The organism is Cupriavidus pampae, assembly GCF_914271485.1.
GTDB classification, from domain to species: domain Bacteria; phylum Pseudomonadota; class Gammaproteobacteria; order Burkholderiales; family Burkholderiaceae; genus Cupriavidus; species Cupriavidus pampae.
The window spans coordinates 133,585-156,400 of the sequence record NZ_CAJZAG010000014.1; the positions used below are offsets into that span (position 1 = coordinate 133,585).

24 protein-coding genes are annotated in these 22,816 nt (G+C 64.3%); 9 read left to right on the top strand and 15 right to left on the bottom strand.

Annotated elements, in window-relative coordinates:
- Positions 1 to 72: 72 nt before the first annotated feature.
- Genes LDO41_RS29910 through LDO41_RS29920 form a run of 3 tightly spaced genes read left to right on the top strand, consistent with a single transcriptional unit; the run spans position 73 to position 4,272 of the window.
- Positions 73 to 1,197, top strand: a complete 1,125-nt coding sequence (locus LDO41_RS29910) for an HlyD family secretion protein (protein WP_223994856.1) — start codon at positions 73 to 75, stop codon at positions 1,195 to 1,197.
- The gene (locus LDO41_RS29915; RefSeq protein WP_223994858.1) at positions 1,190 to 2,785 is read left to right on the top strand and encodes a DHA2 family efflux MFS transporter permease subunit; all 1,596 of its coding nucleotides are present in this window, start codon (positions 1,190 to 1,192) and stop codon (positions 2,783 to 2,785) included. Before LDO41_RS29910 ends, LDO41_RS29915 begins: the two co-directional genes overlap by 8 nt.
- Before the next feature lie 14 nt (positions 2,786 to 2,799).
- Positions 2,800 to 4,272, top strand: a complete 1,473-nt coding sequence (locus LDO41_RS29920) for an efflux transporter outer membrane subunit (protein WP_223994860.1) — start codon at positions 2,800 to 2,802, stop codon at positions 4,270 to 4,272.
- 44 nt (positions 4,273 to 4,316) lie between these two features.
- Here the strand turns inward: LDO41_RS29920 and LDO41_RS29925 are convergent, their stop codons facing one another.
- Positions 4,317 to 5,624, bottom strand: coding sequence for a hypothetical protein (locus LDO41_RS29925; protein ID WP_223994861.1), 1,308 nt, complete (start codon positions 5,622 to 5,624; stop codon positions 4,317 to 4,319).
- A 171-nt stretch (positions 5,625 to 5,795) separates the two neighbouring features.
- On the opposite strand from LDO41_RS29925, the gene LDO41_RS29930 reads away from it, so the two are divergent.
- Both LDO41_RS29930 and LDO41_RS29935 read left to right on the top strand, forming a co-directional pair.
- The gene (locus tag LDO41_RS29930) at positions 5,796 to 6,635 is read left to right on the top strand and encodes a mechanosensitive ion channel domain-containing protein (protein ID WP_223994862.1); all 840 of its coding nucleotides are present in this window, start codon (positions 5,796 to 5,798) and stop codon (positions 6,633 to 6,635) included.
- A 97-nt stretch (positions 6,636 to 6,732) separates the two neighbouring features.
- Positions 6,733 to 8,319: a phospholipase D family protein gene (locus tag LDO41_RS29935; protein ID WP_223994863.1), complete on the top strand. Its 1,587-nt coding sequence runs from the start codon at positions 6,733 to 6,735 to the stop codon at positions 8,317 to 8,319.
- Here LDO41_RS29935 and LDO41_RS29940 read toward each other — a convergent pair whose 3' ends face one another.
- The 8 genes from LDO41_RS29940 to fliL all read right to left on the bottom strand — a co-directional run bounded on the left by LDO41_RS29940 (position 8,320) and on the right by fliL (position 13,608).
- A complete protein-coding gene (locus tag LDO41_RS29940; RefSeq protein WP_223994864.1) occupies positions 8,320 to 8,964 on the bottom strand; it encodes a response regulator transcription factor in 645 nt (214 codons plus the stop codon).
- Positions 8,965 to 9,162: 198 nt separating this feature from the next.
- The gene (gene fliR / locus LDO41_RS29945; RefSeq protein ID WP_223994865.1) at positions 9,163 to 9,948 is read right to left on the bottom strand and encodes a flagellar biosynthetic protein FliR; all 786 of its coding nucleotides are present in this window, start codon (positions 9,946 to 9,948) and stop codon (positions 9,163 to 9,165) included.
- 10 nt (positions 9,949 to 9,958) lie between these two features.
- On the bottom strand, positions 9,959 to 10,228 hold the full coding sequence (gene fliQ, locus LDO41_RS29950; RefSeq protein ID WP_223994866.1) for a flagellar biosynthesis protein FliQ: 270 nt from the start codon (positions 10,226 to 10,228) through the stop codon (positions 9,959 to 9,961).
- Between the two features lie 12 nt (positions 10,229 to 10,240).
- A complete protein-coding gene (gene fliP / locus LDO41_RS29955) occupies positions 10,241 to 11,014 on the bottom strand; it encodes a flagellar type III secretion system pore protein FliP (protein WP_223994935.1) in 774 nt (257 codons plus the stop codon).
- Between the two features lie 17 nt (positions 11,015 to 11,031).
- Positions 11,032 to 11,601, bottom strand: a complete 570-nt coding sequence (gene fliO, locus LDO41_RS29960) for a flagellar biosynthetic protein FliO (RefSeq protein ID WP_318036307.1) — start codon at positions 11,599 to 11,601, stop codon at positions 11,032 to 11,034.
- Entirely contained in the window at positions 11,598 to 12,047 is a 450-nt protein-coding gene (gene fliN / locus LDO41_RS29965) for a flagellar motor switch protein FliN (protein ID WP_223994868.1), read from the bottom strand. Before fliN ends, fliO begins: the two co-directional genes overlap by 4 nt.
- On the bottom strand, positions 12,040 to 13,053 hold the full coding sequence (gene fliM / locus LDO41_RS29970) for a flagellar motor switch protein FliM (RefSeq protein WP_223994870.1): 1,014 nt from the start codon (positions 13,051 to 13,053) through the stop codon (positions 12,040 to 12,042). Before fliM ends, fliN begins: the two co-directional genes overlap by 8 nt.
- 66 nt (positions 13,054 to 13,119) lie before the next feature.
- The gene (fliL, locus tag LDO41_RS29975) at positions 13,120 to 13,608 is read right to left on the bottom strand and encodes a flagellar basal body-associated protein FliL (RefSeq protein ID WP_223994872.1); all 489 of its coding nucleotides are present in this window, start codon (positions 13,606 to 13,608) and stop codon (positions 13,120 to 13,122) included.
- A gap of 442 nt (positions 13,609 to 14,050) precedes the next feature.
- On the opposite strand from fliL, the gene LDO41_RS29980 reads away from it, so the two are divergent.
- Positions 14,051 to 16,636, top strand: a complete 2,586-nt coding sequence (locus LDO41_RS29980) for a bifunctional aconitate hydratase 2/2-methylisocitrate dehydratase (RefSeq protein WP_223994874.1) — start codon at positions 14,051 to 14,053, stop codon at positions 16,634 to 16,636.
- A gap of 95 nt (positions 16,637 to 16,731) precedes the next feature.
- Here the strand turns inward: LDO41_RS29980 and LDO41_RS29985 are convergent, their stop codons facing one another.
- The 4 genes from LDO41_RS29985 to LDO41_RS30000 form a co-directional block, all read right to left on the bottom strand.
- Entirely contained in the window at positions 16,732 to 16,944 is a 213-nt protein-coding gene (locus LDO41_RS29985; RefSeq protein ID WP_223994876.1) for a hypothetical protein, read from the bottom strand.
- A gap of 74 nt (positions 16,945 to 17,018) precedes the next feature.
- Entirely contained in the window at positions 17,019 to 17,327 is a 309-nt protein-coding gene (locus LDO41_RS29990) for a HigA family addiction module antitoxin (RefSeq protein WP_223994878.1), read from the bottom strand.
- A gap of 384 nt (positions 17,328 to 17,711) precedes the next feature.
- Positions 17,712 to 17,900 (bottom strand): hypothetical protein, encoded by a 189-nt coding sequence (locus LDO41_RS29995; protein ID WP_223994880.1) that lies wholly within the window; start codon positions 17,898 to 17,900, stop codon positions 17,712 to 17,714.
- A gap of 158 nt (positions 17,901 to 18,058) precedes the next feature.
- Complete coding sequence (locus tag LDO41_RS30000) at positions 18,059 to 18,826, bottom strand: SDR family oxidoreductase (protein WP_223994881.1); 768 nt, start codon at positions 18,824 to 18,826, stop codon at positions 18,059 to 18,061.
- 115 nt (positions 18,827 to 18,941) lie between these two features.
- Here LDO41_RS30000 and LDO41_RS30005 point away from each other — a divergent pair, with 115 nt between their 5' ends.
- The gene (locus tag LDO41_RS30005; protein ID WP_223994884.1) at positions 18,942 to 19,865 is read left to right on the top strand and encodes a LysR family transcriptional regulator; all 924 of its coding nucleotides are present in this window, start codon (positions 18,942 to 18,944) and stop codon (positions 19,863 to 19,865) included.
- Positions 19,866 to 19,943: 78 nt separating this feature from the next.
- On the top strand, positions 19,944 to 20,318 hold the full coding sequence (locus LDO41_RS30010; protein WP_223994886.1) for a hypothetical protein: 375 nt from the start codon (positions 19,944 to 19,946) through the stop codon (positions 20,316 to 20,318).
- Positions 20,319 to 20,338: 20 nt separating this feature from the next.
- Here LDO41_RS30010 and LDO41_RS30015 read toward each other — a convergent pair whose 3' ends face one another.
- Together LDO41_RS30015 and LDO41_RS30020 are read right to left on the bottom strand one after the other, a co-directional pair.
- Entirely contained in the window at positions 20,339 to 21,181 is an 843-nt protein-coding gene (locus tag LDO41_RS30015; RefSeq protein ID WP_223994888.1) for an anti-sigma factor family protein, read from the bottom strand.
- Positions 21,178 to 21,699, bottom strand: a complete 522-nt coding sequence (locus LDO41_RS30020) for a sigma-70 family RNA polymerase sigma factor (protein WP_223994889.1) — start codon at positions 21,697 to 21,699, stop codon at positions 21,178 to 21,180. Before LDO41_RS30020 ends, LDO41_RS30015 begins: the two co-directional genes overlap by 4 nt.
- A gap of 192 nt (positions 21,700 to 21,891) precedes the next feature.
- Here LDO41_RS30020 and LDO41_RS30025 point away from each other — a divergent pair, with 192 nt between their 5' ends.
- Positions 21,892 to 22,677, top strand: coding sequence for a substrate-binding domain-containing protein (locus LDO41_RS30025; RefSeq protein WP_223994890.1), 786 nt, complete (start codon positions 21,892 to 21,894; stop codon positions 22,675 to 22,677).
- Positions 22,678 to 22,816: the final 139 nt, after the last annotated feature.

The window sequence follows — 22,816 nt, forward strand, 5'->3', positions numbered from 1 at the left end:
TATAACAGTTGACACATTTTTTCCAAGTGGAATAATTGTGCGCTTCTATTCCAATCGCACGACGCAACGCTCATGTCGTCTTCCTCCTCCTCTGTTCCGGCCGGCCAGGCCGTCCCGACCCACGCGCCCGGCACCCGCCCCAGCAATCCCGCGCGCGCGTCCGGGCGCCGCCGCTTTCTGATCGTGGCCGGCCTTGTCGTGCTCGCGGCCGCCGCGATCTACGGCGTGCGGTGGTGGACCCACGGTCGCTTTATCGAAAGTACCGACGATGCTTATCTGCAGGCCGACAGCATGGCCGTGGCGCCGAAAGTGACCGGCTATGTGGCGGAGGTGTACGTCCGCGACAACCAGCAGGTGGCGTTGGGCCAGCCGCTTGTGCGCCTCGACAATCGCCAATATCAGGCCGCGTTCGATGAGGCGCAGGCCAACGTCAATTCGCGCCAGGCCGACGTGGCACGGGCGGAGGCGGACCTCGCGCAGCAAAAGGCGCGTATCGCGCAGGCCGGTGCGCAGGTGGACGGCGCGCGCGCAGACGCGCGTTATGCGGCGTCGCAGGTAGAACGCTATGCGCCGCTGGTGAAATCCGGCGCGGAAACCGAGGAGCGCAGCGCGGAATTGCGCAACGCGCAGACGCGAGCCACCACCACGCTCAATGCCAACGAGGCCTCGCTGCGCGTGGAGCAGACCCAGATCGCCACGCTGCAGGCGCGGCTGCAACAGGCGCGCGCGCAGCTCGAGGTGGGCGAGGCCAGCGCCCGTCAGGCGCGGCTCGACCTCGACGACACCGTGGTGCGCGCCACGCAGGCCGGCCGCGTGGGTGATCGCGGCGTCCGCGTGGGCCAGTTGGTGCAGCCCGGCACGCGCCTGCTGACCGTGGTACCGGTGCAGGAGCTCTACCTGACCGCCAACTTCAAGGAAACGCAGGTTGGCCGCATGCGCGCCGGACAGACCGTGGCGATCCATATCGATGCGCTGCCGGGCGAGCCGTTGCACGGCACCGTGGATAGCCTCTCGCCGGGCACCGGTTCGCAGTTCGCGCTGTTGCCCGCGCAGAACGCCACGGGCAACTTCACCAAGATCGTGCAGCGTGTGCCTGTACGCATTCATATTGATGTGCCGGCCGACGCGCGTCCGGTGCTGGTACCGGGGTTGTCGGTGGTGGTCGACGTCGACACGCGCGGGGCCAGCCATGGCTGAGGCGGTAGCCAGCGCCGCGTCCGCACCTGCGCCCGCGCGTCAGCCCAACGCCAGCACCGGGGACTGGATCGCGGTCGCGGCCGGCTCGCTCGGCGCGTTACTGGCCACGCTCGATATCTCGATCACGAACTCGGCGCTGCCGCAAATCCAGGGGCAGATCGGCGCGGCCGGTACGGAAGGCACGTGGGTCTCAACGGGCTACCTGATGGCGGAGATCGTGATCATCCCGCTGACCGCGTGGCTCACGCGCGTGTTCGGGCTGCGCCGTTTCCTGCTGTGGAACGCCGTGCTGTTCACGGCGTTCTCGATCATGTGCGGGATGTCGCATTCGCTGACGGAGATGGTGATCGGCCGCATTGGGCAGGGGTTTGCCGGTGGCGCGATGATCCCCACCGCGCAGACCATCGTGCGCACACGCCTGCCACGACATCAGATGCCGATCGGCATGTCGATGTTTGGGTTGATCGTGCTGCTGGGACCATTGCTCGGGCCCGTGGTCGGCGGCTGGCTGGCCGAGAATGCGAGCTGGCGCTGGTGCTTCTTCCTGAATCTGCCCATCACGCTCGTGCTGGTACCGCTGCTGTACTTCGGGCTGGAGGCGGCCAAGCCGAACTACCGCACGTTCGTGAATGCGGACTGGCTCGGCATCGTCGGGCTGGCGATCGGGCTCAGTTCGCTGACTGTGGTGCTCGAGGAAGGGCAGCGCGAACGCTGGTTCGAATCGCATCTGATCATCGGGCTGTCGCTGATCTCGGCGCTCGGCATCGGCATGATGATCGTCGGGCAATTCACCGCGAAGACGCCGATCGTGCGCTTGCGGCTGCTGCTCAACCGCAGCTATGCGAGCGTGATCCTGATCGTGTCCACGGTCGGTGCCGGGTTGTATGGCGTGGCCTATCTGCTGCCTCAGTTCCTCTCGACGATCGCCGGCTACAACGCCGAGCAGGCGGGCGGCATCATGTTGCTGTCGGGGGTGCCCGCGTTTCTGATGATGCCATTGCTGCCGCGATTGCTGGGCAAGGTCGACAGCCGCTGGCTGGTGATCACCGGGCTGGTGCTGTATTTCGCGAGCTGCATGCTCGATATCTCGCTGACCACCGATAGCGTTGGCCATGACTTCGCGTTGTCGCAGATCCTGCGCGGCTTCGGCCAGATCCTCGCGATGATGCCGCTGAACCAGGCGTCGATGGCGGCCGTGGCCGCCGAGGAAGCCGGCGATGCGGCGGGGCTCTACAACATGGCGCGCAATCTCGGCGGCTCGATCGGCCTGGCGTTGCTCGGCACGCTGATCGATCGGCGCAATGCGTATCACGATGCCGTGATACGCGAGTCCGTCACCGCCAACAGCTCGATCGGCCAGGAGCACATGGCGCAGAGCATCGGCGGCTTCCTTGCGCAGCACGGCGATGCCGCGCACGCCAAGCTGCAGGCCGTGGCGCAGCTGTCGGGCGAGATCGCGCGGCAGGCCGCGGTGATGACATTCTCCGAAACTTTCTACGCGCTTGGCGTGGCGCTGCTGCTGTGTATTCCGCTGGCGCTGATGCTCAAGTCGCCGCGTGCCGGCGCGCCGCTTTCTTCTGGCCATTGATGCTGGCCCCAGACATGACACGATTTTTCTTCGCCCCCCGCACCGTGGCACTGGCTGCCGCCATGGTTGCCGCCTTGTCCGCCACAGGCTGCATGGTCGGCCCCGACTATCGCGGCGCGCCCGAGGTTGCCGGCAACGCGCTGGCCACGCCCGCATTTCCTCACGCGCCGACGCGCACGACCACCGCGCCCGGCGTGGCCGACTGGTGGCATGCGCTTGGCGATGCGCAGCTCGATGACCTGATTGCCACCGCGCTCAAGAACAGCCCCGACATCCGCGCGGCCCAGGCTCGCGTGCGTCAGGCCCGTGCCGGGTTGCGCGGCAAAGAGGCCAACCTGCTGCCGAAGGCGAGTGTCGATGCGGCGATGTTGCGCACGCGCTCGCCCGATCTGTCGGCGCTGTCGTCGCAATCGGGCGATGGCGGTTCCAGTGGCGGGGGTGGCCGCGGGCCGCTCACGCTCTATATCGCGGGCTTCGACGCCAGCTGGGAACTCGACCTGTTCGGCGGCACGCGGCGCGCGGTACAGGCCGCTTCGGCCGAGGCGGAGGCCTCGTCGGAGGAACTGGCCGATGCGCACGTGCAACTGGCCGCCGACGTGGCGCAGGCCTACGTCAACCTGCGCGAGCAGCAGGCGAGTCTTTCGCATCTGCGGGACTCCGAAAAACTCGAGGCCGATATCCTCGATCTCACGGAGCAACGCCGCGCGCGCGGGGTGGCCTCGCAGCTCGAGGTGGAACGGCTGCTGACGCAGCTCGAGAACACGCGGGCGCGTATCGCGCCGGTGCAGGCGGCGATCGTCGAGGCTGGCGATCAGCTCGCGCAACTGACCGGCCGTGGGCCCGGCACGCTCGATGGCGAACTCGCCGACACGCGGCCGCTGCCGGCCTTGCCGGAATCTATCGACGTAGGCGATCCGGCCGCGCTGCTGAAATCGCGGCCCGACATTCGCGCGGCGGAACGCCGGCTGGCCTCGCGCACCGCGCAGATCGGCACGGCCAAGGCCGACTGGTTTCCCAAGGTCTCGCTGCTGGGCTCGCTCGGCTACTCAGCCGCGGTGCCAGGGCACCTCGTGCGCAAGGACAACGCCACATGGCTGACGCTGCCGCGTCTGCAATGGAACGCGCTCGATTTCGGCCGCGTGGCCGCCAACGTCGATAGCGCCGAGGCCGGCCGCGACGAGGCGCAGGCCACCTACGAGAGCACGGTGCTCAAGGCGCTGCGCGATGCCGACGTGGCGCTGTCGCGTTATGGCCATCAGCGCGAGAACGTGGTGACGCTACGTCGCGTGGAAGCCTCGGCCGAACGTGCTGCTGCCCTGCAGCAGCAACGCTACCGCGCGGGCACTGCCAGCATGCTCGAATGGCTCGATGTCGAACGCACGCGCGTGACGGCGCAACAGGACCGCATTTCCGGCGATGCGGGGTTGCTGCGCGACTACGTCTCGCTGCAGAAGTCGCTCGGCCTGGGCTGGACCACGGGAAGCTGAGCCATCAAAGCTTTCAGCATCGCCATTGGCACGCGAGCGCCGGGCTAGAGCTCGTCATCGTGTCGAGCTCGCTTTACCGCGGGCGCTTGATCCGGTACGTCCGTAGCGTCTGGCTGCAATGTGAAGCCGTTGCGATAAGCCAGCATCGCGTCCGCGATGCTGATGGCTGGTATCGTCACGGTGCGGTGTCGGTCCTGATACGCGGAATCCAGGTAGGTCTGAATCGCGAAACTGTCGATATCGACCAGGCGTGCTTGATCCGGTAAGGCGAGCGCGTACTCTGGGGCGATCAGAATATCTTCGATGATTGAATCTCTTGATGTGTTATCAGCGTCTGGATCTTCACTGACTGTCGCCCGGAGAATGGCGATGGACGCCCCATCGCGGGTGAAGTGAATGTAGACCTCGCTGGGGTCATGAACCGCGATCTGTTCTCGCACGATGTATGCATGCCAGCGTGCCGCGCGAGCGATGTTGCGTACGTTGGCTGGCAGCGCGGCATCGGCCTCTGCCTGGGCGTAGCGCTCTTGCCAACGCGTTGCCACGGCCGCGACGGCGCGCCAGTCGCGAGGCGATGCACGCATCTGCCATTCCTGCGCTTCGTCCTCCTCGAAGTGGATGAGCTCGAACTGAATGTTCGTCAAGGGCACATGCGTGCCATCCGCATTGACCACAAGTGGTCTCACGCCATGCATTTGCCGAGGTCCTCGTACGGTATGGCCGTAGTCGCGTGGCGCATTGAACGGCCAAATCGGCAACGGCGCGGCAGGAGGCGTCGAAACGGTTGTGGTGGTCGGCGCGGTGGTCGGGGTAGCGGAGGCCCGTGAGGGCGCCGCACCGGGAACGGACACATGCAGGCCGGCCGCCACCAACGCAGCATAGCGAAACGCATGATTGAGCTGGAGCAGCCACGACTCACCACCGCTGCGAGCATGGTCGAGAACGGCGGACTCAAAGCCTTGCGTCCACTTGCCATGCAAATTCGATGAGTGGCCGAGACTGATGCGCTCGATGCGCGCGCCGAAAGCGTCCATATCCCAATTGTTGTGGGTGAGCAGCCGATAGAGCGCGATGATCAACTGCACGCGAACCGCGCAAGCATCGGCGTGCCGTCGCGTACGAGCTCCAGCCGTGGTGAAGGGGGGCGGCAATCGCCGGGCGCATGTACGGGCTGCGGCGTATGACGCGATGGGATCGTCGACGTGGGTGGCACAGCGCTCGGCAAGCGTGCGGCCGTTTGCAGGATTCGTCAGCGCCTTCATGCATGACTGGATGTTCGCCCGCTGCGAATCGTGTGATCCCGGGGAAGGTTGCGCGTAAGTGGCAGCGAGCATCAGCATCAGCAGGTCCACGGAAAACTCCCATCAGATTGGCGTTGGAGAGTAGGACCGTAGCGCGAACAAATACCCGCTTAAATCACCGATACGCGAAAGATGTGATGATGTAGCGCTCGCATGGCCAGCCCGGGCGATCGGCACGAGCGGGGTAAACTGCGGTGCAGGCCCACCACCATTTCTTCACCCATGCATTTCAATGCGAACGACAGCATTCTGGTCAACATCGTAACGAGCGCGATCATCGTGCTCGTGGGCTCGCTGATCATGAAGCTGGTCAACCGCTTCTTCCAGGCGCGACTGCAGGCCGACAATCGCGGTAGCTACCGCGCCTGGACCGTCGCCACGCGGAACGTCGTGGCGGCCATCATGTTCCTGCTGCTGCTTGGCATCTGGGTGTCGGAGCTCAAGAGCGTCGCGATCTCGCTGGCGGCGTTTGCGGCGGCCATGCTGCTGGTCGGCAAGGAACTCGTGATGTGTTTCCTGGGCGCGTTCATGCGCATGGTCTCGCGCCCGTTCCAGCTGGGCGATCTGGTCGAGATCGGCCCATTCTCGGGCGAGGTCATCGATATGGACGTGCTGTCCACGACGCTCGTCGAGGTGGCCCCCGCGCGCCAGTACACTGGTTTCACGGTGCAGGTGCCCAACAGCATGCTGCTGACCACCGCCGTGCGCAATCACTCCAAAGCGGGCGGCTATGCGCTCGACATGGTTCGCATTCCGCTGCCCGTTGGCGTCGACCCGGATACGGTGGAAGCCGATCTGCTCGACGCGGCGCGCGAGGCGTGCGCGGCATTCATGGACGAGGCGGGCCGCGAGCTGCGCCGCTACGGCGACATGCGCTTTGTCGATCTGTCCCAGTTCGAGCCACGCGTGGTGTTCGACCCGTTCGATGCCGTCCGCTACGACGCGGTGGTCCGTTTTCCGGTGCCGATCGGCTCGCGCCTGCCCGTCGCGCAGAAGATTGTGCGTGCTTACTACCGCCGTTGTGCCCAAAAGACTGAATCGCCCGTGTCAGACGCTGGATGATTCCGCAAAGTCACGTGCCGGTGTAGTGTTCGTTTAGCCACGCATGCGACGTGGCCCGAACAGCGGATCACAGGCAGGTGTCGAGGGAGAGCGCATCATGGCGTCACGGTTCTGGCGGTCGTGGATCGGTGTATTGCTGGCGGCCACGGTGCTGGCCGCGCTGTTGCCGGGCTGTGCCAGTTTGCCCGCCAACGAGGGCCGCACGCCGACCGCTGCCATTACCGACACCGCCGACACAGCGCTCGGCAAGACGCTGGCCCCGCGGCTCGCCCGCAATCCCGGGCAGTCGATCTTCTATCCGCTGGGCACCGGGCCCGACGCGCTCGCCGCGCGTCTGGCGTTGGCGCGGGCGGCCACGAAGTCGCTCGACCTGCAGTACTACATCTTCGACGCCGATCACACCGGCAAGGCACTGATCGGCGACATCATCGACGCGGCGGACCGCGGGGTGCGCGTGCGCATCCTGGTCGATGACCTGCATACCGACAAGTCCGATACGGTCTGGGCCGCGCTCGACTCGCACCCGAACATCGAGATCCGGTTGTTCAATCCGTTCGCCCAGCGCGGCGGGCGCTGGCTGCAGATGCTGGTCGACTACAGCCGGCTCAATCGCCGCATGCATAACAAGCAGATGACGATCGACAACCTGGTGACGATCGTCGGCGGCCGCAATATCGGCGATGCCTACTTCTCCGCGCGGCCTGACGTCGACTTTTCCGATCTCGACGTGATGGTCGCCGGCCCGGTGGTGCCCGCGGTGTCGGCCACCTTCGACGAGTACTGGAACGACCCGAGCGCCTACCCAGTGGCAACGCTTGTGCCCGAAGGCAAGGAAGCCCCGGCGGAGATGCGCGCGATGCGCAAGCAGATTCAGGCCGAGGGCGAAGCGGCGCGCGCGAGCCCGTATGTGCAGGAGCTGCTGGACTCGGGGCTGGCCAAGGGGATCGAAGCGGGTCGCCTGCCCGGTTACGTGGGCAGTGCCACGGTCATCGCCGACAAGCCCGACAAGATCCGGGACGATCCCGACGATTCGTCATCGCATGGCGGGCCGCAGTTGCGCAAACTGCTCGAGCAGGCGCAGTCGGACCTCGTGCTGGTGTCCCCTTACTTCGTGGTCGATGACGACGGCATCAAGTGGTTCGCGGCGCAGGTGAAGCGCGGCGTCCATATCCGTGTGCTGACCAACTCGTTCGAGGCCACCGACGTGGCTGCGGTGCACGCGGGCTATGCCCCGCAGCGCAAGGCGTTGCTGCGCGCCGGCGTGGAGTTATACGAACTCAAGGCCACCGCGTTCGCGGACCTCACGCGCACCACCAAGAAGCCGCGCATGTTCGCGTCCTCACGCGCGAGCCTGCATGCGAAGGCTTATATGGTGGACCGGCAGCGGCTCTACATCGGCTCGTTGAATCTGGACCCGCGTTCGCTCCGGCTCAATACGGAAATGGGCGTGGTGGTGGACAGTCCCACGCTGGCCCAGCGCTTTGCGGACAACATGGACAAGTCGCTCGGCGATGTGGCCTACAAGGTCGAGCTGAAGAAGGATGAGAACGGCGTCGAAAGCCTGACCTGGACGACGCGCGAGAAGGGTGCCGTGGTGACCGTGGACAAGGAGCCCGGCATGAGTGTGTTCCAGCATATCGGCGTCAATATGCTGCGGCTGCTGCCGATCGAGGACGAGCTCTGATCAGTCGGCGTCGCCGAGCAGCCCGCTGGACTTGGCGTACTCGTAGAGTTCATAGTCGTTGCTGAGGCCGAGCTTCTTCATAGCCACGCTTTTCTGCGCGCTGATAGTCTTGGCGCTGCGATTGGCCACGCGCGCAATCTCCACGAGCGGAATGCCCTGGGCACAGCGCCGCAGCACCTCGAGTTCGCGGCGGCTCAGGCGCGGGCCCGGCTCGGGCCGGTCCGGATGGGCGAGCGACAGCATCGACTGCACCAGCGGCGTCACGTAATGCTGGCCGCGGAACGCCGCGCGAATGGCCGGAAACAATTGTTCGACCTCGTCAGCCTTGTTGATGATCGACGACACGCCGATCTTCCAGATATTGCGGATCAGCGCGGGATTGTCGAGCATCGTCATGACCACGATGCGGGTGGTCGGATAGCGGCGGCGCAGCATCTGCAGCATCGGCAGCCCATCGCCGTACTGGCCGCCCGGCATCGCGTAGTCGGTCACGATGATGTCGCACGCGGTGTTGTCGAGCAGGCGCATCAGCCCGGTGGAGTTGCCGGCCTGGCCAACGATCTCGATGCCATTGCCCTGCGCCAGTGCGCGGCAAATGCCATCCAGAACCACCGGATGGTCGTCGGCAACGATAACCTTGATCATGACGTTCTAGTATCCAGCGCAGCGGGGGAGGAATCAGCGGCCCCAATCATAGGATTTCTCCTAGGAAACACAGCTAGGGGATCGCTTAAATCGCGTGGTGAATACTAGCCAAACTGTGGTGCTGTGGGGGCCGTCTCGGCCTGCGCAGACTCTGTCCGCGCAGCCGTGCCGCGTGGTTTCGTTCGCGCGATCTTTCGACTAGTTGGCGAACTGTACGAGGATGTTGTTCATGGTCTGCAGGCCAGCCTCGATCAGGTGCTGCATGTAGGCGCCCAATTGCGGCATGACGAGCATCAGCACGAGCATGCCGCCGGCCAGCGTGATCGGGAAGCCGACCGCGTAGACCGACAACTGCGGCGAGGCGCGGTTCAGGATACCCAGGGCCAGGTTCAGCGTCAGCAGCGCCGCGATCAGCGGCAGCGAGAGTAATGTGCCCCAGGCAAAGACCATCGAGCCCGCGCGCGCGAGCGCGCCCCAGCCGTGGCCGGAGAGTGGCGTGGCGGCGATCGGCAGGCCGTTGAAGCTGTCAACCACGGTCGCGAGCATGGTCAGGTGACCGTCCATCGCCAGAAACATCAGCATCGCCACGAGGTTCAGGAAGCGCGACACCACCATGGTCTGGCCGCCGGCGTTTCGGTCGTAGAACGAGGCGAAGGACAGGCCCATCTGCAGGCCGGTAAATTCGCCGGCCACCTGCACCGCCGCGAACACCAGCCGCATGGTGAAACCCATCGCGATACCGATGCCGACCTCGTTGAGGATGATCAGCAGGCCTTCGTAGGAGTACGCGGGGACGACGGGGATATTGGAGAGGGTCGGCGACACGATGGCCGCCAGCGCGGCGGCCAGCCCAACCTTGGCGCGGCGCGGAATGCTCGACTCACTGAACAGCGGTGCCGCGGCGATCAGGCCAAGCAGCCTGAACATCGGCCACAGGAACGCGGCGATCCAGCCATAGAGCTGGTCGGTGGAGACGTCGAGCATGAACGGCTGCTCAGCGTGCCATCGCGGGAATGCTCTGGAACACTTCCCGCATGTAGTCGACGTAGGTATTGATCATCCACGGACCGACCAGCACCATCGTGATGAACAGCGCGATCAGCTTGGGAATGAACGTCAGCGTCATTTCGTTGATCTGCGTCGCGGCCTGGAACAGACTCACGGCGAGACCGGCCACCAGCGCCACCAGCAGCAGCGGCGCGGACAGCAGCAGCGTCATCTTCATCGCCTGGGTGGCGAAGGTCATTACTGTTTCTGGCGTCATGATGGCTCCCGATCAGTTCATGAAGCTCTGCGCGAGCGAGCCGAGCAGCAACTGCCAGCCATCGACGAGCACGAACAGCATCAGCTTGAACGGCAATGAGATCGTGGCGGGTGGCACCATCATCATCCCCATCGCCATCAGCACGCTGGCGACGACGAGGTCGATGATCAGGAACGGAATAAAGATCGTGAAGCCGATCTGGAACGCCGTCTTGAGTTCGCTGGTCACGAAAGCCGGCACGAGGATCGACATCGGCACGTCCTCCGGACCCTGCATTTCGGGAGCCTTGGCCATCTGCGCGAACATCGCGAGGTCTTTCTCGCGGGTCTGGCGCAGCATGAACGCGCGCAGCGGCGCGGCAGCCTTGCCGGCGGCGTCCTCGAGGCTCATGCGGTTCTCGGAGAGCGGCTTGTAGGCGTCGGTGTAGATCTTGTCGAACACCGGCGACATCACAAAGAACGTCAGGAACAGCGACAGGCCGACCAGCACCTGGTTGGGCGGTGACGATGCGGTACCGAGCGCGTTGCGCAGCAGGCCCAGCACGATGATGATGCGCGTGAAGCCGGTCATCATCAGCATGGCCGCCGGCAGGAACGACAGCGACGTCATCAGCACCAGCGTCTGGATCGACAGCGACCAGATCTGGCCACCGCCCGGCGCGGGCTTGCTGATGACGCCCGGCAGCCCCTGCGCCTGCGCGAAGGTGGGCGAAAGCAGCGCGAGCGAGAGCAGTGCGAGGGACGCGACCAGCGCGTATCCCCCCGCCGTGGGCAAGCGCCGCGTCATCGCGGCACGCACGTTGTTCATGACTTCTTCAGGTTTTCCTGCATCGACCGCAGCAGGCGTTCGGCGAAAGTGCCGGGTGTCTGCGATGGCTGCGCACCAGGGTAGGGTGAGGGCTGTCCGGCCAGGCTGCGATCCGCTGGCATGGTGTGGAGCGGGCGGATCTCGCCGGCGGACACGCCGAGCACGATCCACGTATCGCCGACTTCGACCATCAGCAGGCGCTGGCGCGCGCCCAGCGACAGGCTGGCGACGACCTTCATCGCGCCACCGCTGACGTGACGCACCAGTCCGGTACGCCGCGCGATCCACGCAATCGCGAGGATCAGCGCGATGACACCGAACAGGCCAAGGCCCGCCTGCGCGAGACTGCCGCCGGCACTGATGGCGGAGCCTGCTGCCGTCGAGCCACCGGTGACAGGGCTGGCGGCCACGCTGCTGGCCGCGCTCGCCGTGCTGAGCACGAGCGCGTCAGCGGCATGGGCGCCGGCGCTCACCATCGCCGAAGCGGTGGCGAGGATTGCGCCGACGGTCCGATCAAACACCGCGCGCACGCGGCGCGCGGCCGGCCGGCGCGATGCGGCTGTCATTTGTTGAGCTTCCGGATACGTTCGGACGGCGTAATGATGTCGGTCAGGCGGATGCCGAACTTGTCGTTGACCACCACCACTTCGCCCTGGGCGATCAGGTAGCCGTTGACGAGCACGTCCATCGGTTCGCCGGCCAGGCCGTCCAGTTCCACCACCGAACCCTGCGCGAGTTGCAGCAGGTTCTTGATGGGTACCTTGGTGCGGCCGAGTTCAACCGTCAGCTGCACCGGAATATCGAGAATCATCCCGATATCGTTGTGGAAGCCGGTCGGAGCGTCCTGCGCCAGCGGCGGAAATACCGTGGCTGCCGCCGGAGTGGCCACGGGCGCAGCCGCGACGGGTGCTGGCGTGGCGGCAGGTGTTGCCTCGGCGCTGGTCTGCTCCGCGAGGGCGTTGGCCCAATCGTCCATCGGATCGACCGGCTTGTCCTCTTTGCCGTCAGTCATGATCGGTTTCCTTGTTGGAATCGGTGTCTTGGTAATTGATCATCCGTTCTACGCGCAACGCGTATTGGCCGTTCATCGTGCCAAAACCGCATTGCATGACGGGCACGCCATCGACCTTGCCGAACAGTTGCTCCGGCAGTTCGATCGGCAGCACGTCGCCGGCGCGCAGCGCGAGCACGTCGCCCACGGTGCTTTCGAGATGGGTGAATTCGGCCACGAGCTCGACCTCGGCCGCACGCAGCTGGTCGGAGAGCTGGCCGAGCCAGCGCTTGTCGACCTCGACCTCGTCCTGCAGCGGATTGGTCAGCAGTTCGCGGACCGGCTCGATCATCGAATACGGGAAGCACACATGGAGCTGGCCGCCCACGGCGCCAAGCTCGATGTGGAATGCGGTGGTCACGACGATTTCCGTCGGGATCGCGATATTGGCGAACTTGGTGTGCATTTCCGACCGGACGAACTCGAGGTCGATCGGATGCACGGTACGCCAGGCCTGTCCGTAGCTGGTGAGCGTCAGATCCAGCATGCGCCGGATGATGCGTTGCTCGGTCTGCGTGAAATCGCGGCCTTCCACACGCGTGTGGAAACGGCCATCGCCGCCGAACAGGTTGTCGACGACCAGGAAGACCAGGTTCGGGTCGTACACGAAGAGCGCGGTGCCCCGCAGCGGCTTCATGTGGACCAGGTTCAGGTTGGTCGGGACCGGCAGGTTGCGCACGAAGTCGCCGTACTTCTCGATGCGCACGGTGCCCACCGAGATGTCCGCGCCGCGGCGGATGAAGTTGAACAGCGCCGAGCGCAGCGAGCGCGCGAAACGCTCGTTGATGATCTCGAGCGTGTGCAGCCGGCCGCGGACGATGCGTTCCTGCGTCGCGAGGTTGTAGGGACGGATCCCGGTCTCGTCGGCCGCGGGTGCGCTGCTGGCTTCGGGCGTATCGGTTTCACCCGAGACGCCTTTCAGTAGTTCGTCAACCTCGTCCTGCGAGAGGAACTTGTCGTAGGCCATCTAGTGTCCTGCCCCATGAACGGCTATGTGAATATCGATTGCTTGGGTTCGCGGGGCGGTGCTGCTTTATTGCACCACGAACGATGTAAACAAGACGTCCAGGATCTTCTGCGCCGGCAGACCCGTCGCGAACGGCTGGCTCACCGCCTGCTGGATATCCTGCGCCAGCTTGCGTTTGCCTTCCACGGTCGCGAGGTCAGCTGGCTGACGTGCCGACAGGATCAGCAGGATGCGGCTACGCGCTTCCGGCTGGTACTGCTGGAGACGCGCCTGCGTTTCGCCGTCCGCTACCTTCAGCGACAGACCGGTGTGCAGGAAGCGGTCGCCGTCCTCGCTCTTGAGGTTGACGGTGAACGCGTCCAGCGGCACGAAGATCGGCGGCGGAATCACCGGCGCGGCCGGAGCCGCCGGTGCGTGGTTGCCACCGAAGACGCTGCCGAGCACGAAGCCACCAACGCCCAATGCCGCCACCAGCACGCCGCCGCCAATCAGCAGCAGCCGACCGCGCTTGCTGGAGTTGCCGCCAGTCTGGGAGGGGGAAAGCGTGTTCGCCATGAGAAGCCTGTGTCGAATTGCCTGCCATTCTTCCGGAATCGCAGACAAGCAAAGGGCCGATAAAAAGGGGGAAACCCGCTCAGCTTGGCCGTTTGAGCCGATCGGGCATGGCTGGGCGCTGGCTTGTGCACGCCATGCGCCCCTGCATGCTCTGGTTAACGAATTAATGAAGCGGAACTTAAGACATGCGTGTCGCGAAAACAACGGCGCCGCGATGTCGTTTTCGTTTTTCATGTCGAAACGGCCGACGATCCTAGTCTGGGCAAGGCTTGGCGGCGCATACTCTTATATAAGATATAAGACATTTGATCTCTGTCGGACTTCGGATTACAATCACGCCGGCACGGTCGGCTATGCCGATCGCTGCGACGAGACAGAGAAGAACGAGTCGCACCTGAACAACCCGGGTTGCTTCCGAAAACCCTATTACCAGCAGGTTCCCATGCTTGATAACTATCGTGCCCATGTCGCCGAACGCGCCGCGCTTGGCATTCCTCCGCTGCCGCTGACCGCGCAGCAGACCGCCGACCTGATCGAACTGATCAAGAATCCGCCGGCTGGCGAAGAGCAGACCCTGCTGGATCTGATTACCCACCGCGTGCCTGCTGGCGTCGATGACGCCGCCAAGGTCAAGGCCTCGTACCTGGCCGCCGTCGCGCTCGGCACCGAGAAGACGCCGCTGATCACGCGCGCACGCGCTACCGAACTGCTGGGCACGATGCTCGGCGGTTACAACATCTCGCCGCTGATCGAGTTGCTCGACGACGCCGAAGTGGGTGCCGTGGCCGCGAACGGCCTGAAGACCACGCTGCTGATGTTCGACGCGTTCCACGACGTCAAGGAAAAGGCGGACAAGGGCAACGCCAACGCGGTTGCCGTGATCAAGAGCTGGGCCGACGCCGAGTGGTTCACGAACCGTCCCGCCGTGCCGGAAAGCCTGACCATCACCGTGTTCAAGGTGACGGGCGAAACCAACACCGACGATCTGTCGCCGGCGCCGGACGCGTTCTCGCGCCCCGACATTCCGATGCACGCGCTGGCGATGCTGAAGAACGCGCGTCCCGGCATCACGCCGGAAGAAGACGGCAAGCGCGGTCCGATCAAGTTCATCGAAGACCTGAAAAACAAGGGCAACCTGGTCGCCTACGTCGGTGACGTGGTCGGTACGGGTTCGAGCCGCAAGTCGGCTACCAACTCGGTGCTGTGGTTCACGGGCGAAGACATTCCGTTCGTGCCGAACAAGCGCTTTGGTGGCGTGTGCCTGGGCAACAAGATTGCCCCGATCTTCTACAACACGATGGAAGACGCCGGCGCACTGCCGATCGAACTCGACGTGTCGCAGATGGAAATGGGCGACGTGGTCGAACTGCGTCCGTACGACGGCAAGGCGCTGAAGAACGGTCAGGTGATCTCCGAATTCAAGGTCAAGTCCGACGTGCTGTTTGACGAAGTGCGTGCCGGTGGCCGCATTCCGCTGATCATCGGCCGCGGCCTGACCGCCAAGGCGCGTGAAGCGCTGGGCCTGGCACCGTCCACGCTGTTCCGTCTGCCGCAGAACCCGGTTGACTCGGGCAAGGGCTTCACGCTGGCGCAGAAGATGGTTGGCCGCGCGGTGGGTCTGGCTGAAGGCCAGGGCGTCCGTCCGGGTACCTACTGCGAGCCGAAGATGACTTCGGTGGGTTCGCAGGACACCACCGGCCCGATGACGCGCGACGAGCTGAAGGATCTGGCTTGCCTCGGCTTCTCCGCCGACCTCGTGATGCAGTCGTTCTGCCACACCTCGGCGTATCCGAAGCCCGTGGACGTGAAGACGCACCACACGCTGCCGAAGTTCATGAGCACGCGCGGCGGTATTTCGCTGCGTCCGGGCGACGGCGTGATTCACTCGTGGCTGAACCGCATGCTGCTGCCCGATACCGTGGGCACCGGTGGCGATTCGCATACGCGCTTCCCGATCGGCATCAGCTTCCCGGCAGGTTCGGGTCTGGTGGCCTTTGCCGCTGCCACCGGCGTGATGCCGCTGGACATGCCTGAGTCGGTGCTGGTCCGCTTCAAGGGCAAGATGCAGCCCGGCGTGACGCTGCGCGATCTGGTCAATGCCATTCCGCTGTACGCGATCAAGGCGGGCCTGCTGACTGTGGCCAAGCAGGGCAAGACGAACATCTTCTCGGGCCGTATTCTGGAAATCGAAGGTCTGCCTGATCTGAAGGTTGAGCAAGCGTTCGAACTGTCGGACGCGTCGGCCGAGCGTTCGGCTGCCGGTTGCTCGGTGCGCCTGAACAAGGAACCGATCATCGAATACATCAACAGCAATATCACGCTGCTGAAGTGGATGATCGCGCAGGGTTATGAAGATGCCCGCAGCCTGCAACGCCGTATTCAGGCGATGGAAGCCTGGCTGGCCAAGCCGGAACTGCTGGCACCGGATGCCGACGCCGAGTACGCCGCCGTGATCGAGATCGATCTCGCGGACGTGCACGAGCCGATCGTGGCCTGCCCGAACGACCCGGACGACGTGAAGACGCTGTCCGACGTGGCCGGCGCCAAGATCGACGAAGTGTTCATCGGCAGCTGCATGACCAACATCGGCCACTTCCGCGCCGCGTCGAAGCTGCTCGAAGGCAAGCGCGACATTCCGGTCAAGCTGTGGGTGGCTCCGCCGACCAAGATGGACCAGAAGCAACTGACCGAGGAAGGCCACTACGGCGTCTTCGGCCAGGCTGGCGCTCGTACCGAGTCCCCGGGCTGCTCGCTGTGCATGGGCAACCAGGCACAGGTACGCGAAGGCGCAACGGTGATGTCGACGAGCACGCGTAACTTCCCGAACCGTCTGGGCAAGAACACGAACGTGTACCTCGGCTCCGCCGAACTCGCCGCAATCTGCTCGCGCCTTGGCCGTATCCCGACCAAGGAGGAGTACATGACGGACATCGGCGTGATCAACGCCAACGGCGACAAGATCTATCAGTACCTGAACTTCGACAAGATCGAAGAGTTCAAGGAAGTGGCAGACACCGTGACCGCCTGAGTTTCATCAAGGCGGCCGGCCACGCCGGCAGAACTGAGACCCCACGCGCAGCAATGCGCGTGGGGTTTTTTCATGGCTGCGATTTGGTGAGTGGTTCAGTGAAGAACGCCAGCGTAAGCGCCGCCTTTGAAGCCCGTTTCTTCTTCCCACTTGCGTAGCTCTTCAGCCCTAGCCCTCAGAGCCTCAACGCTCATGTCGGGCCGAGCGAAGAGGGCATGCGCGCGAGCCAATGCCGCGTTCTCTTCCTCTTGTTCAGAGAGGCGGATCTTGGCGACAAGTTGCGGTTTAACAGAGTTCTTTCTATCCATGGCGTCGCATAAGCGGCGTAGTAATCTGGGCGAGCTTGATGTGCCGACATGTGCGGACGGCTGCCAAGTTCTCCCTACCTCACTCGATTCTCGACATACTTCTTCGCTTTCGCAACGCGCGGCATCTGTTTCGAATGACGCAGTTGCCAGAGGTCATGGTCGATTTGCATACCGAGCCATGTCTCGGCAGTGGGACCACCGATCCATTGTTCGAGTCGCACAGCCATCTCTGTGCTGATGCTCGCCCGCGCGTTAATCACGCGCGACAACTGCACGCGCGAAACGCCGAGTTGCTCGGCGGCCATGCTCACAGTCATATTCAAGGGCGTCATGACATCCTTGATCAACGCGCCTGGGTGTGGGGGGTTAAACATCTTCGTCATCTGGTCTCAGATAGCAGAAAGGGCGCTCACGCGCCCTTTCTTGAGATGCCTTTGGGGCATCAAGTAACCGCGGGTGATGTTAGATGACTCGCTGACGGGCAACCATCGGAGTTCTGCGATTTGTTTCTTCGAGAACGTGCCGTCACGGCTGATCGTGTTGATTGCATCCAACGCGTTGCGTCGCTCGATGGCGCGGATGCGTTTGGCAAAGTATTCGCCGTCAAAGAGATCGCGGTTGGCATCGGACCTCCACGTCGATAGCGCGGCCAGAAATGAAAACGCCCAGGGGTTCGGCGCGTCCGGGATGTGGTGGGACGGCTTACTGCCAAGGGCGGGATGAAAAGAATTCTACTGAAAGAATCGCTTTCAGCGCAATGCCTCGGCTCAGCGCTTGCGGTTTCGCAAGCGCGCGTGGAACTCGGTGGCGAACTTGTCCACGAGCGCGTACTCGGTTCCTTCGCCGCTGTTCAGCCCTTCCATGATGAGCTCGTACAAGAGAAGGTCGGCATCGCTCCGCGGACCAATAGCGTCGGCGGCGAGTGGCAGCAGTTCTATCGATGTTTTGCGAGTCATGATGGTCGTAGCCGAGCTTCTGAACGCGTGATCGTGGAGGATTTGGTTTCAAGCATCCATCGGCGTCTCGCGAATTTCACTACTGTGATGGTCCGGCCAAAAAACAAAACCTCCACACGCATCGCTGCGCGTGGAGGTTTTCTACTGAGGACTCGGGCTTACGCGGCGAAGCCGCCGTCGATGTTTAGGCTCGCACCCGTTACGAATGCTGCTTCCGGGCTGGCGAGGTATGCCACCATGCCGGCGATTTCTTCTGGGCGGCCGTGGCGGGGGAGGGCCATCAGGCCGTGGAGCGACGTGGCGAAGTCGCTTTGCTCGGGGTTCATGTCGGTGTCCACCGGGCCCGGTTGCACGTTGTTCACCGTGATGCCCTTCGGACCGAGGTCGCGGGCCATGCCCTGGACCAGGCCCTTGAGGGCGGACTTGCTCATCGCGTAAGCGGCGCCGCCGGCGAACGGCATGCGGTCGGCGTTGGTGCTGCCGATGTTGATGATGCGACCGCCTTGACCCATGTGCGGCAGTGCGGCCTTGGCGGCGACGAACACTGCGCGCACGTTCACGGCCAGCGTGACGTCGAAGTCTTCGAGCGAGAACTCTTCGACCGGGCCGAGGCGCAGAACGCCTGCGTTGTTCACGAGAATGTCGATCTTGCCAAAGGTGTGCGCGGCGTCGTCGATGGCGTGGGCCAGCGCGGCCGGGTCGGCAGCATCCGCCTTGTAGGCCTTGGCGCGGCCACCTTCGGCGCGGATGGTTTCGGCCAGTGCTTCGGCGCCAGCGGCCGATTGTTGGTACGTGAAGGCAACCGCGGCACCTTGGCTAGCCAGGCGACGGACGATGGCCGCGCCGATGCCGCGGGCGCCGCCGGTGACGAAAGCGACCTTGTCGGTCAGGTTGTTGCCCAGCGAGGTGTTGAGGTTCGTGCTCATGTTTAACTCCAGTTCGAAATCAGTAGAAGGTGAACGGAGTATGGTCGGCGGATTACCTTACCGGTAGTGGTTGATTCGCATAAACTTCTTCAACCAATGGTATAAGCTGCTTCCCATGGAAGCGCTCAATCTCCTCGAATCGTTTGTGCAGTCTGCCGACAGCGGCAGCTTTTCGGCGGCCGCGCGCCGGCTTGGGCTGACGCCTGCGGCGGTCAGCAAGAACGTCGCGCGGCTGGAATCGCACCTCGGGCTGCGGCTGTTCCAGCGCAGCACGCGCCGGCTGACGCTCACGCAGGGCGGAGAACGGTTCTTCCGGCAGGTATCCGACCCTTACGCCACGCTGCGCGATGCGTTCGCCGGGGCGGCGCAGGATGCCGGTAGCCCGACCGGCGTGCTCAAGGTCAGCATGGGCCTCGCGTTCGGACGCGAATACCTGGTGCCGCTGCTCGACGACTTCCTGACGCAGTACCCCGCGATCGTGCCGGACTGGCACTTCGATAACCGCGCGGTGGACCTGATTCGCGACGGCTTTGACGCGGCCATTGGCGGTGGCATCGAGCTGACCGAAGGCGTGGTGGCACGCGAGCTCGCGCGCACGCATGTGGTGGTGACCGCCTCGCCGGCCTACATGAAAGACCGGCCTCTGCCGCGTCACCCCGACGACCTCGCGGAGATGGATGGCATTGCGCGCCGCAACGCTTCCACCGGCCGCGTGCGCGCATGGACGTTGCGCAGTGCGCTGGGCGAGGAAGCGGCGGTGGTCCACCGCACGCGCGCCATTTTCGACGATCCCGAGGCGATGGCGCATGCCGCCATGCGCGGGCTGGGCATTGCGTTATTGCCGATGCCGCATGCCGCGCCGTGGCTCGAATCCGGCGCGTTGCAGCGATTATTGCCGGGGTGGTGCGCCGACAACGGACCGATTGCGCTCTATTACCCCAACAAGACACTGCTGCCGGCCCGAACGCGCGTGTTCATCGACTTTGTGACCGACGCCTTCCGCACGCGCGGCATCGCGCGGCGCTTCGACGGGCGTTGACGATGTGTGTTGAAGCGACAAGTTGAAGTGGTGGGTGCGGCTTCTATACTCGACCCATCCCATCCTGCGGCATGTCCCATGAGCGAACCCGCCGACGTGCGTCCCGTGTCTCCACCGCCCCCGGCCCCCGCATGTCCGCCGCCCGCGTGCGTGCCGTCCGGCTTCCGCCAGGGCATCATCACCGCCATCACCGTACTGCTGGGCTTCTCGCTCGCGTTCTGGCGCTTCTGGGGCTTCGAAAGCTCGGGCCGCTGGAGCCCGATATCGGTGTTCGCCGCCGCCTGCCTGCTGGTGGCCGTGGCGCTCCAGATCGTTTCGCTATTTCGCGCGTTGCGGATCGAAGACGATGAAGTGCCCGAGTATCGCCGCACCGTGCGCTGGTTCATCGCCTCCGCCGTGGCACTGCTGATCGGTCTCGCCGGCGCGATGATTGACGCCGCGCTCGGCGAGTGACATGCGTGTGACCGACGTTGTTAGCTGCGCGTCGGCTCCACGGCCTGTTGCACGGGCCGCGTGGCCGGCGTGTCGGTGGGACTGACCACCGCGTAGAAGTAGCGACCCTGACGCCAGTACTGCGCGAGCAGGTTGCCGTCCTTGCGATTGCCATTGTCGAAGTGCAGCACGTCGCCGGGCGGGCGGACGTAGAACACGATCGACTGTCCCTGCTCGTTGCGATACAGCACCATCGCCGCGGTGCCCTGCTGCGCGGACATCAGTCGGCCGCTCACGGGTTTGAAGCCATAGGCGCTGAAGTCCGGCAGCGTTTCGGGCTGCACGAAATGATGGTTGAGCCAGGCCTGCAATTCGCGCGGATCATTGGTCTTGATATCGACCATCGGATCGTTATTCGCCATACGATCGTCCGCGACATCGGCTGACGTGTTGCTGACTACCGGCTGCGCATCGCGGTTGCCGGGCGAATAGCTGGCATTGCTGACCGCGAACATGCGATAGGCCTGCACCGCATCGGCCATCGGCAGATAGTTCTGGCGCATGGAGTACTCGCGCGACTGCCAGCCGCCGAAGCCGCCGACCACCAGCGCCATCATCACGGACGCGGCAATCGACATGCGCTGGCGCGTGCGATCGCGCAGCGTGCGGCGAATGCGGAACGGGTCGAGCCGCGCCGGTGTGTCGGCGGGCGGCGGCTCCAGGCTTGCGCGCAAATGCTGCGAGGCCAGGCGGATCTGCTCGATCTCGCTGGCGATTTCAGGATGACTCGGGAGCAGGGCGTCGATCTGGCTGCGCCGCGTCTCGTCGAGCTCGCCATCCACATAGGCGTGGAGTTCGGGTTCGGTGGGGATCAGGGCATTCATTTCATCACCTGCAGGGACGGTTGAGAGACGACCTTTCCTTCGGTCAGGTCGCGAAGCGCTTTGCGGGCGCGCGAGATGCGCGACATTACGGTGCCGATGGGCACGCCGAGCGTGTCCGCGGCTTCCTGATAACTCAGGCCTTCGACGGACACGAGCAGCAGCAGCGCACGCGCATCGACGGGCAGCCGATGAAAGCCATCGAGCGCCGAGCGCGCCAGCACCACGTCTTCGGTGGAGGGCGCCATGTCCTCGTCCTGGCCCACGCCGAAAAGCGAGAGCAGGCCCGTATATCGCTTATTGCGCCGCTGGCCATCGAGAAACACGCGGTAGAGGATCGAGAACAGCCACGCGCGCAGATCGCCTTCGTCGCGGCGCGTCTCGCGACGCGTCAGCGCGCGCTCGAGGCAGCTCTGGACGAGGTCGTCGGCACTGGACTCCTGGCGGGTGAGCGACAGCGCGAAACGGCGCAGTCGCGGGATCACCTCGCGCAGTTCATCATCGGTAAAGTCCTTGCTCATGTCGGTCAGCCGGTAAGGCTTTCGGGTTCCACTGCACGGTAGACGAGCGGCTTCGGAGATTATTCCACGCGTGCGCAAAAAATATGGACGCGAGTGCGGCACGAGGCTTACAGTGCCTTGCCCCATGTGGCATTCCACTGGGCATCCCGATACGAATTCCCATACAAGAAGCCCGCACAAGAAGGAGACATTATGTACAAGTTCCGTGCCGCTGCATGGCTGCTCGCCGCTACCTTCGTGCCGGCCTTCCTGCCCGATGCGGCCGTCGATGCCGCCACGCTGCGCGTGATGAGCTCGGGCGGATTCACTGCGGCCTACAAGATCCTGGGTCCGCAGTTCAGCGCGCAGACCGGCAATACGCTCGAGACCGAACTCGGGCCGTCGATGGGCCAGTCGTACGAGGCGATTCCCAACCGGCTGGCGCGCGGCGAGAGTGCCGATGTGGTGATCATGGTGGGCTACGCGCTCGACGAGCTGATTCGCCAGGGCGTGGTCGATCCGCAATCGCGCGTGGAACTGGCCGACTCGCGCATTGGCATGGTGGTGCGCCAGGGACAGACCGTGCCGGATATTCGCACCGAACGCGCGTTGCGCGAGACGCTGCTGCAGGCCAAGTCGGTGGCCTACTCCGATAGCGCGAGCGGCGTGTACATCGAGAAGGAATTGTTCACGCGCCTCGGTATCTCCGCGCAGATGCAGGGCAAGGCCAGCAAGATTCCGAAGATTCCAGTGGCAACGGTGGTCGCGGATGGGCAATACGAAATCGGCTTCCAGCAGGTAAGCGAACTACTGCCTGTGTCGGGCGTGTCGTTCGCGGGACGCATTCCGGAGTCGGTGCAATCGGTGACGCGCTTCGCGGCGGGCATTCCGGTCAATGCGCCGCATCCCGCCGAAGCACGCGCGTTGCTCGAGTACCTGGCCGCGCCCGGCGTGCAGTCGATCGTCAAGGACACGGGACTCGATAGCGTCGAAAAGTAAAAAAGTAAGTGTGGGAATTGTCTTACGTACATTTCGGAAGGGGGCCGCTGCTTCATCTCGGTGCGAAAACATAACCTTCAACTACGGTGTGGCCACGACGCAAAGACGTGTGGCCCGGATAAAAAATCCACTTAGAGAA

Coding starts and splice junctions, on each gene's coding strand:
- LDO41_RS29910 (WP_223994856.1), top strand. CDS start 73: ATGTCGTCTTCCTCCTCCTCTGTTCCGGCCGGCCAGGCCGTCCCGACC.
- LDO41_RS29915 (WP_223994858.1), top strand. CDS start 1,190: ATGGCTGAGGCGGTAGCCAGCGCCGCGTCCGCACCTGCGCCCGCGCGT.
- LDO41_RS29920 (WP_223994860.1), top strand. CDS start 2,800: ATGACACGATTTTTCTTCGCCCCCCGCACCGTGGCACTGGCTGCCGCC.
- LDO41_RS29930 (WP_223994862.1), top strand. CDS start 5,796: ATGCATTTCAATGCGAACGACAGCATTCTGGTCAACATCGTAACGAGC.
- LDO41_RS29935 (WP_223994863.1), top strand. CDS start 6,733: ATGGCGTCACGGTTCTGGCGGTCGTGGATCGGTGTATTGCTGGCGGCC.
- LDO41_RS29940 (WP_223994864.1), bottom strand. CDS start 8,964: ATGATCAAGGTTATCGTTGCCGACGACCATCCGGTGGTTCTGGATGGC.
- fliR (WP_223994865.1), bottom strand. CDS start 9,948: ATGCTCGACGTCTCCACCGACCAGCTCTATGGCTGGATCGCCGCGTTC.
- fliQ (WP_223994866.1), bottom strand. CDS start 10,228: ATGACGCCAGAAACAGTAATGACCTTCGCCACCCAGGCGATGAAGATG.
- fliP (WP_223994935.1), bottom strand. CDS start 11,014: ATGACGCGGCGCTTGCCCACGGCGGGGGGATACGCGCTGGTCGCGTCC.
- fliO (WP_318036307.1), bottom strand. CDS start 11,601: ATGACAGCCGCATCGCGCCGGCCGGCCGCGCGCCGCGTGCGCGCGGTG.
- fliN (WP_223994868.1), bottom strand. CDS start 12,047: ATGACTGACGGCAAAGAGGACAAGCCGGTCGATCCGATGGACGATTGG.
- fliM (WP_223994870.1), bottom strand. CDS start 13,053: ATGGCCTACGACAAGTTCCTCTCGCAGGACGAGGTTGACGAACTACTG.
- fliL (WP_223994872.1), bottom strand. CDS start 13,608: ATGGCGAACACGCTTTCCCCCTCCCAGACTGGCGGCAACTCCAGCAAG.
- LDO41_RS29980 (WP_223994874.1), top strand. CDS start 14,051: ATGCTTGATAACTATCGTGCCCATGTCGCCGAACGCGCCGCGCTTGGC.
- LDO41_RS29985 (WP_223994876.1), bottom strand. CDS start 16,944: ATGGATAGAAAGAACTCTGTTAAACCGCAACTTGTCGCCAAGATCCGC.
- LDO41_RS29990 (WP_223994878.1), bottom strand. CDS start 17,327: ATGACGAAGATGTTTAACCCCCCACACCCAGGCGCGTTGATCAAGGAT.
- LDO41_RS29995 (WP_223994880.1), bottom strand. CDS start 17,900: ATGACTCGCAAAACATCGATAGAACTGCTGCCACTCGCCGCCGACGCT.
- LDO41_RS30000 (WP_223994881.1), bottom strand. CDS start 18,826: ATGAGCACGAACCTCAACACCTCGCTGGGCAACAACCTGACCGACAAG.
- LDO41_RS30005 (WP_223994884.1), top strand. CDS start 18,942: ATGGAAGCGCTCAATCTCCTCGAATCGTTTGTGCAGTCTGCCGACAGC.
- LDO41_RS30010 (WP_223994886.1), top strand. CDS start 19,944: ATGAGCGAACCCGCCGACGTGCGTCCCGTGTCTCCACCGCCCCCGGCC.
- LDO41_RS30015 (WP_223994888.1), bottom strand. CDS start 21,181: ATGAATGCCCTGATCCCCACCGAACCCGAACTCCACGCCTATGTGGAT.
- LDO41_RS30020 (WP_223994889.1), bottom strand. CDS start 21,699: ATGAGCAAGGACTTTACCGATGATGAACTGCGCGAGGTGATCCCGCGA.
- LDO41_RS30025 (WP_223994890.1), top strand. CDS start 21,892: ATGTACAAGTTCCGTGCCGCTGCATGGCTGCTCGCCGCTACCTTCGTG.